Consider the following 13,906-nt stretch of genomic DNA (forward strand, 5'->3'; position numbering starts at 1 on the left):
CAGCGGCCGGCACTACCGGGTCCCCGTGCCTACGTCATCGATGTCCCGGTGCAGGATGCGCCGCACTTCCAGCACTGCCTGCGGGGTCTCCTGCACGCTGTGGCCGGAAATGATGACCTTCTCCGACTGTGCACCCGGCAGGTGCGCACTCCAGTACGGCACCAGTCCATCATCGGACTTTTCCACCGGCAGCTCCGGCTTGCGCTGGGCGATGATCGAGTGGTACTTCAGTCCCGCTTCGATCGGCAGCTGCGCTGCGGCCTTCACGAATGGATCGCTGGCCTTGAGGTTGTCGATGCTGTTGGGAATCTTCGGCTTGGCCGTGCCGTCGACCTGCTGCTCGGCCTGTGCCAGCGCCATGAACACGTCCTCGAATTTGCCGAGAATGGTCAGCGGCAGGCGTACCAGGCGACCGATCAGCCGCCCGACCCTGTTGCCGGCGATATCCGTGCCCTGGTGCGGCGCGGCGATGAAGATCGCGCGTTCCACGTTCGGCTGCGCCTTGAAATGCAGCAGTGGCCCCAGCTTGGCCTGCACCCGCTTCAGCCGCTCGCCCTTCAGGTCATAGTTGGCCAGCAGGTCATCCCACAGCACATCACCCGAATCGCTCACCAGCAGCCGCGCCAGCACGCCGCCCATGCTGTGGCCGATATAGACCATGTCCTTCGATGCGCGCGTGCTGCCGTTGGGGTCGAAGTGCTTGAGCGTGTCATTGAACGCGTTGGCGATCTCGTAGCGGTTCAGCGCGATCGGCGCGTTGGTCGGGTAGTAGACCTGCCACACCTGGAACTGCTGGCGCAGCTCGGGGTCGCCCATGATCTCGTTGGCCAGGTTCACCCAGGCTTCCGGGCTGCTGGCCAGGCCGTGCAGCATGAAGATGATGCGGCGGTTCGGGTCCCACGGCTGCATCAGGTAGATGTGCGGTTCGCCGATGCCCTCGCTCATGCCGAACAGGGTGCGCAGTGATTGCCGGGCGAAACCGCTCTGCGCCAACCACAGGCCATAGGCGGCGGTGAAGTTGCCGGCCAGCGGCACCTGCTCGCCATGCAGGGTGATGCGCTCGGTCGCTTCGGGCGAATAAGCGTCCAGCTCGACCCGGCGCGTGCGCATCACATCGTCCAGGTTGCTGCCTTCGAAGCGCAGCAGTGCGGTGACGTTGATCGAGGACATCTCACTGAACTCGGGCACCGAATCGTCGTGGCGATGACGGCGGCCACGGCGTGCGTCGTCCTCATCCTCCTGCGGCGCCTCAGCCTTGGCGCCCTCGGGTGCGATCACCGGTGCGACCAGCTTCGGCGGGTCCATCACCATCACCAGTTCGGCACCGAAGCCATCACGGCGATAAGTACTGCGCAGCCCGACGAAGCTGACCGTGCCGGCTGGCACCAGCTGCGCGGGAATGCTCTTCAGGTTCAGCTGCTGGTAGTTGGAAGCCAGCGACCAGCTGCCGACCGAGATCGGCTTCGTGTAGTCCTCGCCCGCCAACGCAGCGGCGCGCGCGCGGACGAACAGCACCACCGCCGCCTTCTCGGCCGCGTAGTTGTAGTAGTCACGCACCTGTGTCTGCCGGTCTTCGAAGGCGCGATCCGATGGTGAGCGGCCGCTGTAGAACAGGTAGGCATAGGCGTAGCGCGCGGCTTCCAGCCAGGCGTCCAGCGCTGCGTCGCTCATCGGCGGATCACCGGCTGCGGTCTTCTTCGGCGTCAGCGCCAGCGCGGCCTTCACCCACAGTTCGGACAGCGCCGACAGCCGCTGCTCGACATTGAGATCGTCGGTCATCAGCAGCGTGCTGCGGCAGACCAGGAAGTCCTTCTCGCACTGCGATTCGTCCAGGCCTGCCGCGCTGAGCGTCTCGCGCGCAGCGGGGCTGAGCTTGCCGGTATTGAGCACGTCGGCACGCTTGTTGACCAGCGAATCGCTGGACTTGACCTGCTTGACGGTGACCATCGCGCAGCCACTGCTGCCCAGCAGCAGGAAGGCGGCGAACAACACCGGCAGCGCACGCTGCCAGCGGATCAGGAGGAGTCGAGTCATTACTGCGGGTCCTGCTCGGTGCCAGGTACGCCCTGGCGGATCACGGTGGAGAAGTGTTCGCCGCTGCCCAGGTCCAACGCACGCTGGGTGATGCGGCCCTTGTCGTGCAGCTCGGCGTACGGCACACCCGGGGTCAGTGCACCGACCTCCTGTGCGTACTCGGCCAGGTAGCCGGACAGCAACAGGCGGTAGTCCAGCGGCAGGCGCGGCGCGATCTGGCGGGCCAGATCGAAGACGATCGTGGTGCAGTTGCTGGTGAGTGTGTTGTAGAAGCCCGGCTTCGCATCCAGTTCGCGCGCCTGCGCGATGTACGCGGCGAACAGCTCCTTCAGCTGCGCACGGTCCATGCCGTGCAGGCGGTACAGGTAGACATCCTCGCCACGCGCATTGGTGCGGGTGCGGATGATGTCGGTCTCCTCCGCGGCCACCAGGGTCATCTCGAATTTGCGGAAGAAGCCGCCCAGCGCCGAGAACGATTCGCCGCGTTCCTTGCGGATCTCCAGCGAGAACACCACGTGGCGCCCATCCTCGAAGCCAAACGAGATCAGGGTGTGGGCGATGGCCGGGCCCATCCAGTACGACAGCACCAGGTCGGCCGAGCGCAACTGGTCCAGGTCGTACGCGCGGCGCACCCAACGGGCGTCGTAGTCGGTTTCGGTCCGCCATCTGAAGTCACGTACGTTGTCGAGCACCACGTGGCGGCCATCGAAGGAGACCACATGCAGGCGCTGGGCCACGTCATCGGCCCAGACGCGGTCCTGGCGCGGGGTCAGCAGCAGCCACCACAGGCCGGCCAGCGCCAGCGATGCCCCGAACGCCATGCCCAGGCGACGATGGCCACGGCCACGCGCGACGTGCCACGACGCCCACAGCGCAACCAGCAGCCACAGCGCCGCAATGCCATTGGCCAGCCAGCCCGGCCCCGGCACCTGATAGGCCAGCAGCCCGGTCACCCACAACGCTGCCAGCGCCATGGCACTTCCTGTCATCCAACGTCCTGCGGCTTTCACTGGCATCCTGTCGCGGTCCCGAAGCCGCATAGTTAGCCACAAGCGGGTTCACCGTGGCATCTACGGCCTGTTCAGGCACGCCGGCGCACCGTCTGCGGCGGTCCATGCGGCCAGGTTCACTTCACAGGAGCAACGATGGGCATCACTTCCGTGGCCGGCGTTCCGGTCCAACCCCAGCACCGCGCAACCTGCCACTGTGGCACGGTCGAACTGCTGCTGGACCTGCCGGACGGCATCGTCGATCCCCGCCGCTGCGACTGCTCGATGTGCCGGCGCCGGGGTGCCATCGCCGCCAGCGTCCCCCGCCAGGGCCTGCAGGTGGTGCGCGGGCAGCATCACCTGCAGAAGTACCAGTTCAACACCCATGTGGCCGAGCACTACTTCTGCGGGGTGTGCGGCATCTACACCCATCACCGGCGCCGCTCCAACCCCGACCAGTACGGCTACAACGTGGCCTGCCTGGAGGGCATTGATCCGTTCGCGCTGGGGGTTATTCCGGTCAGCGACGGGGTCAACCACCCGTCAGACCGCACCGGCTAGTGGCGCGTGCGCCGCGGCGGCGTGGCGATCTTCTGCCAGGGCGCCATGCCGCTGCGCCCCGCCCGCGCCGGGCGTTTCAGCCAGGGCCGGCGTGACGGTGCCTGTGGCGCGTCCTCGACCGGGGGAGGAAGGGGTCGACGGCCGGGCCAGAGATGGTCGAGCAGCCACATGGCAGGTCTCCGTGGGGGGACGGGGACGATCAAGACTAGGCCCGGGTGGGCATAGGCGACGTGAGCGGGACACGACAACGGGATGACGGCGGAGGCGGCGATGAGCCTGCTACACCATGTTCCCGACCAAGGCACCTGTCCTTTTCCGCAACAACAGGCGCAACACGGCGGCACAGGCGGCGGTCAGCAGCGCCAGTACACGCAGCAGTGTTGCCAGCGCCTCACTACTGGCGTGCTGCAGCTGCATGCGGCTCATCGCCGGAAGCAGTGCCTGCGCCTGTTCCCGCGCCCCCGTGGCCAGATAGGCACCGGCACGCGCCAGCGATGCCGGCGACGCGCCCTGCAGCTGATGGCCGATCAGCAGCGCAAGCAAGGCAGTGACTGCGGCCAATGCGATGCCTTCACCGGCCACCCGCACGGTTCCGAAGATGCCAGCGGCCATGCCCGCACGCTGTACCGGCACCACGCTGACCGACAGCCCATCCATCAGGCCCCACGGCAAGGCCGTTCCTGCGCCGATCAGCATCAGCAACGGCACCCACTGCGACGGCGACGGATGCGATGCGTGGCGCGACAACAGGTACAGACCAGAGGCACAGACCAGCAGGCCCAGCGTGCACAGCCGCGCACTTCCAACGCGCTCCGCCCAGCGCGCGGCCAGCATCGGCAGCACCAGCATCGGCGCGGACAGGGCCAGCATCTGCAGCCCCACCAGGGTCGCGCTCTGTCCGTGCACACCCAGCAGCTGCAGAGGCAGCACCACCAGCAGCACCACATAGCCGAAGCAGGTTGCGACCGGCAGCAGCTGGACACCGAGGAACGCCGGTTGCGAGAACAGCGAGAGGTCCAGCAACGGTGAGGGGTGCCGCCGTTCGATGAAGACGAACACCCCGCCCAACAGCAGCGTCGCCAGCAGCGCCAGCTGCACGCGCGCGGCATGCAGGCCGAACTCGCCCGACCACAGCAGCGCCAGGGTCAACGCCGCCAGCGTCAGGCTGAAACTCAGCATGCCGCCGATATCCAGTGGTCGGCGCTCGCCATGACTTTCAGGCAACGCGCGTGCCCCCAGGCCGAAGGCCACCAACGTGAGCACACCGCCCGCGGCGAACACGCTGCGCCATCCCAATGTCTGCAGCAGCAGGCCCGCGAGCAGGGGCCCCAACGCCAGCCCCATGCCGAACGTGGTGCCCAGCAGGGCGAAGACACGGGCACGCGCCGGCCCCTGCCAGGCCTGTGCCAGCAGCGCCGTGCCGGATGCCAGCGCCGCCGCCGCGGCAACGCCCTGCAACCCGCGCGCCAGATCCAGCCATAGCAGCGTGCGAGCAAGGCAGACGGCGGCGGTGGCGGTGGTGAAGCCCGCCGTGCCCAGCAGGAACAGCCGCCGACGGCCATATCGATCGGCCAAGCCGCCCGCAGCGAGCAACAGACTGCCGAAGGTGAGCATGAAGGCGTTGGTCACCCAGGCCAGCGCGGTGGGCGATGCCGCCGCGGAACGGGCCAGCGCCGGCACCGCGACTGCACCGGCAGAGAAGGACAACGGCAACGCCAGCGCGGCCAGGCAGACCGCAAGCAGCGCCCAGCGCTGCTGCGCGCGGACAGGTACAGGGAGCATCGAATCCGGGGCCATGCGGGCCTCCATCCATCAGGGGCATTGATGATGGACAGGCCGCTATTCCAGAAAAACAGGCTCGGTGGACGTTGATTACGGCCAGATGTTCCGCAATCATCCCCACATGGACTCCATCTCCGCCCTGCTCGCCTTCGTCCGCACCGCGGAGGCAGGCAGCATTGTCGGTGCCGCCCGCGTACTCGGCCTGTCAGCCTCGGCCGTCGGCAAGCGCATCGCCCGGCTTGAACAGGAACTCGGCACGCGCCTGTTCCAGCGCACCACCCGCCGCGTGCATCTCACCGACGAAGGCGAACTGCTGCTGCAACGCTGCCGGCGTGCGCTGGATGAGCTTTCCGAAGCGCAGGCGGACCTGGCGCAGCGACAGCACGCCCCCAGCGGACTGCTGCGCATCGGCCTGCCCACCATCGGCTACCGCTTCCTGCTGCCGGTGCTGCCCGGCTTCCAGCAACGCTATCCGCAGGTGCAGCTGGAACTGGACTTCAACGACCGCATCGTCGATGTGGTCAGCGAAGGCCTGGATGCAGTGATACGCAGTGGCGAACTGGCCGATTCCAGCCTGACCGCACGGCGGCTGGGTGGTTTTCGTTTCATCCTCTGTGCGGCGCCGGGCTATCTGCAGATGCATGGAACGCCCGGCGATGTGGGCGACCTGCGCATGCATACCGCGCTGCGCTTCCGTTACCCCACCACCGGAAAGCTGCATCCGTGGCAGCTGCCGGGCATCGAAGGCGACGCCGGGGCGCGCCTTCCCACGGCGATGACCTGCAACAACATGGAGGCCGTGCTGGCCGCTGCGATCGGATGCATGGGCCTGGCCTGGATGCCTGACTTCCTCGCAGCCGACGCGCTGGCCGATGGCCGCCTGCAACAGGTGCTGCCCACACTGCCCACGCACCAGGGGCAGTTCTCGCTGCTGTGGCCCGGTGGGCGCCATCCCAGTGCACGCCTGCGGGTGTTCATCGACTACGCCGTTGCGCACCTTTTCCGCAGCACCCCGGAAAAGGGGACGGAGGGGATTAAGTCGTAATTGGTCCTGCTGTGCCTGAAACGACTTAACCCCCTCCGTCCCCTTTTTCGTCCCCTTTTTCCTGGCGGCTGAAGCGGCGCGCGCCGGCGACGCAGATCACTGCGACCAGAGTCACCAGCACCATGCTGAGGCTGACCGATTCGTGCAGCAGCAGCGCGGCCAGGGCCAGGCCGAAGAACGGCTGCAGCAACTGCAACTGGCCGACAGCGGCGATGCCGCCCTGCGCCAGCCCGCGGTACCAGAACAGGAAGCCGATCAGCATGCTGAACACCGCCACGTAGCCCAGCGCCCACCACGCCGAGGCACCGACCGCAGTGAACGAGGCCGGGCGCATCAGCACCGTCATCGGCAGCATCACCGGCAACGCCAGCAGCAATGCCCAGCTGATCACCTGCCAGCCGCCCAGATGACGGGCGAGCAGACCACCTTCCGCGTAGCCCAGCCCGCACACCACGATCGCCGCCAGCATCAGCAGGTCGGCCTGCAAAGAGGCTTCGATGCCGTTGCGCGCGGCATAGCCGACCACGCAGGCACTGCCCAGCAACGAGAACAGCCAGAACGCCGGGCGCGGCCGATCGCCACCGCGCAGCACGCCGAACATCGCTGTACTCAACGGCAGCAGGCCAAGGAACACGATGGTGTGCGCCGACGACGCGTGACGCAGCGCGAGCGCGGTCAGCAGCGGGAAGCCGACCACAACGCCGAGGCTGACCACCACCAGCCCCGGCAGGTCGCCGCGCCGCGGCCATGGCTGGCGCAGCAGAAGCAGCAGCCCCAGACCGAGCACCGCGGCGATGGTGGCGCGTGCGGCGGTGACGAACCCGGCATCCAGCTGCAGCACCGCCAGGCGGGTGGCCGGTAATGAGCCGGCGAAGATCACCACACCGATGAAGCCATTGATCCAACCACTCGCCGACCGTTCCACGCCTGGACTCCTGAAGGTGCCGGACGATGCCCGGCTGCACCTGTATGGAAGCATCCAGCGCGGAACGACCCCAGCTACAATCCAGTACAGCCGCAAGTAACTGTACTGCCCACACTTCCACTACGGTTCCACCATGCCGCGCCCGCTCACCCGCATCGAATCGGTCATCCAGACCATCCGCACCCGCATCAGTGCACGGGTGGATGGCCCCGGCTCCCGCCTGCCTTCGGTACGTGCGCAGGCAGCGACCATGGGAGTTTCAGTCTCCACCGTGGTCGAGGCCTACGAGCGCCTGGCGGCCGAAGGCCTGATCAGTGCACGCGCAGGCTCGGGCTTCTACGTCAGTGGCCCGGCCGCACCGCTGGCGCTGGCCGAAATGGAGCCGCGGCTGGATCGCGCGGTGGATCCGCTGTGGGTATCACGACAATCGCTGGAAACGCCCGCGGGCGATCTCAAGCCAGGGTGCGGCTGGATGCCCAGTGACTGGCTGTATCACGATGGCGTGCGCCGCGGCCTGCGCGGGCTGGCGCGTGCCGATGCCATGCAACTGGTGGACTACGCCGGCCCGCTCGGGCTGCCCGCGTTGCGCCAGCTGCTGCAAAGGCGCAGCGCCTCGCTTGGCATCGATGCACCGATGGAGCAGATCCTGCTGACCGAATCCGGTACGCACGCGGTCGATCTGCTCTGCCGTTTCCTGCTCAAGCCCGGTGACTGCGTGCTGGTCGATGACCCGAGCTACTTCAATTACCACGCGCTGCTCAAGGCGCACCAGGTGCAGGCCATCGGCGTGCCGTACACGCACAGCGGCCCGGACCTGGAGGCGTTTGCGCAAGCCCTGCAGGCGCATTCGCCGCGGCTGTACCTCACCAATTCCGGCCTGCACAACCCGACCGGCGCGGTGCTTTCAGCCAACACTGCGCACCGCCTGCTGGGCCTGGCCGAACGCAGCGAGCTGATCATCGTCGAGGACGACATCTTCGCCGACTTCGAACTGCAGCCGGCACCGCGGCTGGCCGCGCTCGATGGACTGTCACGGGTGATCCACGTCGGCAGTTTCTCCAAGACGCTGTCGGCAGCGTCGCGCTGCGGCTACATCGCTGCGCGCCACGACTGGATAGAAGCACTGACCGACCTGAAGCTGGCCACCAGCTTTGGCGGCGGCCATCTGGCCGCGCAGTTGATGCACATCGCGCTGACCGATAGCGGTTACCGCCGCCACATGCAGTCGATACGTTCGCGCCTGGCCGATGCACGCCGGCACACACTGCGGAAACTGCAGGCGCTGGGCATCACGCCGTGGCTGCAGCCGGAAGCCGGCCTGTTCCTGTGGTGCCAGCTGCCCGACGGCCGCGACGCCGCCGCACTGGCGCGGCACTGCCTGCGCGAGGGCATCGTGCTGGCGCCGGGCAACGCGTTCAGCCAGTCGCAGCGCGCGGCCGACTATCTGCGCTTCAACGTCTCGCAGTGCCAGGACCCGAGAATCTGGCAGGTACTGGCGCGGGCGCTGCGCTGAGCCGGGAATGCGCGACCAGCGCAGCCACCACCATGCGTACGCCCCGCAACTGGCCGCGACGATGCGGCAGCGGCGCGCAATGCCTCTTGCGCGCCGCGCTACAGTGGCATGTCCTCCGCCGCAGGAATCCGCGCATGTCCACGTTCTCCGATCCGCAGGCGGTGGCCCGCTATGCCGAAGCGCCGCTGCGCCAGGTGCCCGGTTTCCTCGCGTTGCAGCAGATGACCCGCCTGCTGCTGGCCGAACACGTTCCCGCACAGGGCCGCGTGCTGGTACTCGGCGCCGGGGGCGGGCTTGAGCTGAAGGCCTTTGCCGAAGCGCAGCCGGGCTGGCAGCTGCTGGGTGTGGATCCGGCCGCGCCGATGCTGGCCCTGGCCGAGCAGACACTGGGTCCGCTGATGCCGCGCGTGCAGCTGCTGGAAGGTTACATCGACGATGCGCCCGATCTGCGCTTCGATGGTGCCAGCTGCCTGCTGACCCTGCACTTCCTCGACGCCGCGCAGCGCCTGCACACGCTGCGCGAGCTGCACAGGCGCCTGCAGCCCGGCGCACCGCTGGTGGTGGCGCACCACAGCGTGCCGCAGGATCCGGCCGGCAAGCTGCGCTGGTTGCAGCGCTACGCCGCGTTCGCCGAAGCCTCGGGGGTTGCCCACGCCGATGCACAGCGCGCGATCGACGCCATTGCCGAGCGGTTGCCGCTGCTGGCCCCCGAACAGGAGGTCGCGCTGATGCAGGAGGCCGGCTTCGATGGCGTGGAGCTGTTCTATGCGGGCTTCAGCTTCAAGGGCTGGGTGGCGTACGCCGGGTGATGTCTACGGCACCACGGTGATGCCGATCCGCTGCATCAACAGCGCCACCTGCTGCACGTCCAGCGTGGCGCCACGCAGGTTGGTGCTGCGCAGGTCCAGCTCGCCCAGATCGGAATTGGTCAGGTCGCAGTCGGTGAAGTTGGCGCTGTTCCAGTCGATTCCCTCGAACTGGCCACCGGACAGGTCCGAGCCCGCGAAGCTTGCGCCACTCACGTTCGCACCGTCCCAGCGGTTCTCCCACAGTTCGCATTTCTCCAGCGTAACCCGCGAGAAATTGGCATAGCGCAGGTTCGACTTCTTGATGAAGGCGCTGCAGAACCAGCTGCGCGTGGTGATCTGGTTCATGAAGCTGGCGTTGCTGAAATCCGCACCCTGCGCGCGGCACTCGCTGATCTCCAGGCCCAGCGCCTTGATGAAGTTGAAGTGGCACATGCTGATGTCGCAGCTGCGGAAACTGGCTTCCTTCAATGTGGCGCCATTGAAGCGGCAGCCGCTGCGGCTGTCGGCATCGTAGAAGCTGCAGTTGATGAACTCGGTGGCGGTCAGGTCGGCACCGGAAAAATCGCACTCATGGAACTGCTGGTCGACCACTTTCTGGCCGGTGTATTGGTCCGCGCCGATGCGCAGCTTGCGGTGAACGGTGGGGGACATCAGGGATTCCATGCCAGGTGCCCCGCCATCATGCCGGGCCGCGAGGGCGATCCATAGACGTGGGCGCGGGCGGATTCACCGGCAGTCCAGCCGCCCTGCGTCCCCCCAATGCCGCATGCACGTTATTGCACGTTACTGCACGAACGTGCAGACTTGCAGCATGAGCTCCAATCCCAGCCCCCTCCCCGCCCAGCGCACCCGGCAGATCCTGGAGGAACTGCGCCAGCAGGGCCGCGTGGTCGCCGCCGAGCTGGCGCGCCGCTATGCCGTGTCCGAAGATTCGATCCGCCGCGATCTGCGCGAACTGGCCGCACAGGGCATGTGCCAGCGCGTTTACGGTGGCGCCGTGCTGCCACCGCCCAAGGAACGCCCGCTGCGCGAGCGCCTGACCCGCGACCGCGGCGACAAGGCCGAGCTGGCCGCCCGCGTCTGCGCGTTGCTGCACCCCGGCCAGGTCGTACTGCTCGATGCCGGTTCAACCAACCTGGCGATCGCCCAGCACCTGCCGGCCGCCCTCAGCTTGACGGTGATCACCAACGCGCCACAGATCGCCACGGCCGCCAGCCTGCTTGAAGGCACCTCGGTGCAGCTGATCGGCGGGCGCCTGGCCAGCGGTGGCGGTGCGGTCGGCGCCGAGGCATTGGCCCAGGTGCAGCGCCTGCGCGCCGATGTGTACCTGCCCGGCCCCTGCGCGGTGGACGGCGACACCGGCGTGTGGGCAATGGATGCGGAAGAAGCCACACTGAAGCGCGCGATGGTGGCCTGCAGCAGCCGTGTCATCGTCGCCGCCACGACTGAAAAGCTGGGTGCACGCGGCAACTGGCAGATTGCCAGCCTCGACGAGATCGACGACCTGGTGCTGACCACCACCGCACCGCCCGCATTGGCGGCACGCTTCCGCGCCGCCGGCATCGCGGTACACCCCACTCCCCCCTGACCGTACCGCTCATGTCCGTTGCCAACCGCGCGCGTGCCGAACAGCACGCGACCCGCGCTGCGTTCTTCATTCCCGGCTTCGCCACCGCGCTCTGGGCCACCCTGGTGCCGTTCGCAAAGGCACGCACCGGGATCAACGACGCCACGCTGGGGCTGGTACTGCTCTGCCTCGGTGCCGGTTCGCTGCTGGCGATGCCGTTGTCCGGCGTGCTGGCCGCGCGCCTCGGTTGCCGGCGGGTGATGGTGGCCAGCAGCCTGCTGATCTGCCTGACCGTGCCCGGCCTGGCGCTGGCCGGTTCGGCCTGGACACTCGGGCTGGTCCTGTTCGTGTTCGGTGCCGCCGTGGGCGCGATGGACTGCACGATGAACGTACAGGCCGTCATCGTCGAGCGCGAAGCACGGCGCGTGATGATGTCCGGCTTCCATGCCTTCTTCAGCATCGGCGGCTTCCTCGGCGCGGCCACCATGACCGTGCTGCTGTCCGCACAGCTGCCGCCCTTGGCATCGGTAATGATCGGCGTTGGCGCCATGCTGCTGGTGATGCTGTTGTCGGCAGCGCACTGGCACAGCGAACGGATGCCGCACGACACACCGATGCTGGCCCTGCCACACGGCATCGTGCTGTTCATCGGCGTACTGGCGTTCGTTGCGTTCCTCGGCGAAGGTGCGATGCTGGATTGGAGCGCGGTGTTCCTCAGCGATGTGCGTCGCGTCGATGCCAGCCTCGCCGGCGTCGGCTATGTGACCTTCACCCTGACCATGACCATCGCCCGCCTGTTCGGCGATGCACTGGTGGCGCGCGTGGGCCGCCAGCGCGCGATCGTTCTCGGCGCTCTGCTTGCTGCCGCTGGCGTGCTGGTGCTGACCCTGGTCACGCCATGGCAGGCGTCGCTGGCGGGCTATGTGCTGGTCGGCCTTGGCTGCGCCAACATCGCGCCGGCGCTGTTCTCGCTGGCCGGCCACCAGACCCGCATGCCGGGTGCGCTGGCGATCACCGCCGTTTCCACGCTGGGCTTCGCCGGCATCCTTGCCGGACCGGCGCTGATCGGCTTCGCCGCCAACCATTTCGGCCTGATCGCCGCATTCATCGGCATTGCCACGGCCTTGTTGCTGGTGGCGATGTCCACGCGTTGGCTGCGGGTGTAGCCCAGGGCATCAACGCCGCCTGCGCCGCAGCTTCATCCGCAAGCGCCGATAGCCGATCACCGTCGCCGTGGCACACAGCGCGGTGCCGGCAGCGCTCAGCAGCAGCAACACCACCAACCGGGCACCTTCCTGGCGCAGCATCGCCGGCAGGTCCCAGCTATGCAGGAAGTAGAACAGCCAGCGCCCCACCCGCTCACGATGCCCCATCGTCAGCAACGGATCGCCGGTCGCCAGATCGAGATAGAGGCGTGTCGCCTCGGCATCACCGAAATCCACAACTGCCACCGGGAAGCGACGTACCGCTGCACCATTCATGGCCTCGGGCGCACGCGGGTAGAAGTACGCATCCGCTGCATGCTGCACCACGAAACCCTGCATGGGTGTAGCGGACAGCGCACGTGCCCTCTGCTGCAACCACGCGGTCGGCAGCCACCGTGCGACATGCAGGTGCCCATTGCCGCCGGACACGATGCGCGTATCACCCTGCCCGTCCAGCAACACCGCGAACAGCTCACCACCGATCCGTCGCCACTGGATCTCCACCGGCTGGAAGCGCGCAGCTTCGGCCATCGCCAGAAGCTTCGCAGGATCACCCAGCGCACCATCCACCGCCACCGCGCCGCCACGGTAGTGCTCAACATCGATCGCTTCACCCGTACTGCTGAAGACACCCAATGGGTTCATCGACATCAGCCCGCTGAAGATCCAGGTGAACACGAAGGCGGACGCCATCAGGCCAAGCAGGTGGTGCCAGCGCATCCACGGCTCGACGTACGGTGTCTTCGCACCGGAACGATAGTGCCCACGGAAACGCCAGCGCCACACACCCACCACGACGCCGCTGACCGCCGCCAGCGTGCACAGTGCGGACAGCACGATCACCACCCACGTCCACACCGGGTCGACCGACTGCATGCGCAGGAAGTACAGCCAGTGCAGCCAGGCGCCCACATAGTTCCAGCGCTGCTGCACATGAGGGGCGTCCAGCACCACTTCGCCGGTACGCGAGGACACGTACAGGTAGCCCGGCTGCGCGCCGCCCACCTCCACCCGATACAGCGGCCGATGCGCGTCCAGTGCACGCGAATGCGTCCAACGATCCTCATTCACGCGCGTTGCACCCACGAAGGCCTGGCCGCCCGCGAACTGCGCGGCGGATGCTTCGGCGCGCTGTGCCGACACCGGCAGCAGCGCCTGACCGGTGTATGCAGACCAGGCCCCCACGTGGCTGCCACTTCGCACCACATACGCCGGCTCGCCGCGTAGCGTGGTCAATGCCACAGCCTCCGGCTCGGCCTGCACGGCGGCAGGCAGTACAGACAGCCCCTGCAGGTCGCGGGCCTCACCCAGCACCGGCAACGCCGCCAGCCGCTCGCCGGGCGTCAGCTTCGGGTAACCAATGAACAGCATCACCATGCCGCTGACGAACCACAGCAGCATCAGCAGGCATCCGCCGATGCCCAGCCAGCGATGCACCAGATAGGTCCAGCGCTTGGCGGTGGATCGCAACGTCAT

The 13,906-nt window shown here is 67.5% G+C and carries 12 protein-coding genes; 6 read left to right on the forward strand and 6 right to left on the reverse strand.

All coding sequences use genetic code 11. The features are described 5' to 3' along the window. Positions 1-12: 12 nt before the first annotated feature. Together VG543_RS03305 and VG543_RS03310 are read right to left on the reverse strand one after the other, a co-directional pair. Positions 13-2,034, reverse strand: coding sequence for an alpha/beta hydrolase (locus tag VG543_RS03305; RefSeq protein WP_171952384.1), 2,022 nt, complete (start codon positions 2,032-2,034; stop codon positions 13-15). After that, positions 2,034-3,008 carry a DUF4105 domain-containing protein gene (locus VG543_RS03310; protein ID WP_423177797.1) on the reverse strand — a complete coding sequence of 325 codons (975 nt, stop codon included), beginning with the start codon at positions 3,006-3,008 and terminating at the stop codon, positions 2,034-2,036. The genes VG543_RS03305 and VG543_RS03310 overlap by 1 nt, the downstream gene beginning before the upstream one ends. Before the next feature lie 171 nt (positions 3,009-3,179). Between VG543_RS03310 and VG543_RS03315 the strand changes: the two genes are divergently transcribed. Then, positions 3,180-3,584, forward strand: coding sequence for a GFA family protein (locus VG543_RS03315; protein WP_014646209.1), 405 nt, complete (start codon positions 3,180-3,182; stop codon positions 3,582-3,584). Positions 3,585-3,863: 279 nt separating this feature from the next. Here the strand turns inward: VG543_RS03315 and VG543_RS03320 are convergent, their stop codons facing one another. Beyond that, positions 3,864-5,381, reverse strand: a complete 1,518-nt coding sequence (locus VG543_RS03320) for an MFS transporter (protein ID WP_423177722.1) — start codon at positions 5,379-5,381, stop codon at positions 3,864-3,866. 106 nt (positions 5,382-5,487) lie between these two features. Between VG543_RS03320 and VG543_RS03325 the strand changes: the two genes are divergently transcribed. Beyond that, entirely contained in the window at positions 5,488-6,411 is a 924-nt protein-coding gene (locus tag VG543_RS03325; RefSeq protein ID WP_058979452.1) for a LysR substrate-binding domain-containing protein, read from the forward strand. A 25-nt stretch (positions 6,412-6,436) separates the two neighbouring features. Here VG543_RS03325 and VG543_RS03330 read toward each other — a convergent pair whose 3' ends face one another. Then, the gene (locus VG543_RS03330; protein ID WP_312545884.1) at positions 6,437-7,336 is read right to left on the reverse strand and encodes a DMT family transporter; all 900 of its coding nucleotides are present in this window, start codon (positions 7,334-7,336) and stop codon (positions 6,437-6,439) included. A 133-nt stretch (positions 7,337-7,469) separates the two neighbouring features. Here VG543_RS03330 and VG543_RS03335 point away from each other — a divergent pair, with 133 nt between their 5' ends. Together VG543_RS03335 and VG543_RS03340 are read left to right on the forward strand one after the other, a co-directional pair. Next, positions 7,470-8,849: a PLP-dependent aminotransferase family protein gene (locus VG543_RS03335; RefSeq protein WP_423177724.1), complete on the forward strand. Its 1,380-nt coding sequence runs from the start codon at positions 7,470-7,472 to the stop codon at positions 8,847-8,849. 134 nt (positions 8,850-8,983) lie between these two features. Continuing rightward, a complete protein-coding gene (locus tag VG543_RS03340) occupies positions 8,984-9,658 on the forward strand; it encodes a class I SAM-dependent methyltransferase (RefSeq protein WP_111098574.1) in 675 nt (224 codons plus the stop codon). A 3-nt stretch (positions 9,659-9,661) separates the two neighbouring features. On the opposite strand, the gene smqnr is transcribed toward VG543_RS03340, so the two are convergent. Continuing rightward, positions 9,662-10,309 carry a SmQnr family pentapeptide repeat protein gene (smqnr, locus tag VG543_RS03345; protein WP_014646203.1) on the reverse strand — a complete coding sequence of 216 codons (648 nt, stop codon included), beginning with the start codon at positions 10,307-10,309 and terminating at the stop codon, positions 9,662-9,664. A 160-nt stretch (positions 10,310-10,469) separates the two neighbouring features. On the opposite strand from smqnr, the gene VG543_RS03350 reads away from it, so the two are divergent. Continuing rightward, a complete protein-coding gene (locus VG543_RS03350; RefSeq protein ID WP_423177726.1) occupies positions 10,470-11,246 on the forward strand; it encodes a DeoR/GlpR family DNA-binding transcription regulator in 777 nt (258 codons plus the stop codon). 11 nt (positions 11,247-11,257) lie between these two features. After that, complete coding sequence (locus tag VG543_RS03355; protein ID WP_312545879.1) at positions 11,258-12,391, forward strand: MFS transporter; 1,134 nt, start codon at positions 11,258-11,260, stop codon at positions 12,389-12,391. Between the two features lie 9 nt (positions 12,392-12,400). On the opposite strand, the gene VG543_RS03360 is transcribed toward VG543_RS03355, so the two are convergent. Next, a complete protein-coding gene (locus tag VG543_RS03360) occupies positions 12,401-13,906 on the reverse strand; it encodes a PepSY domain-containing protein (RefSeq protein WP_423177728.1) in 1,506 nt (501 codons plus the stop codon).

This window comes from Stenotrophomonas sp. CASM101, assembly GCF_049384845.1.
GTDB classification, from domain to species: domain Bacteria; phylum Pseudomonadota; class Gammaproteobacteria; order Xanthomonadales; family Xanthomonadaceae; genus Stenotrophomonas; species Stenotrophomonas hibiscicola.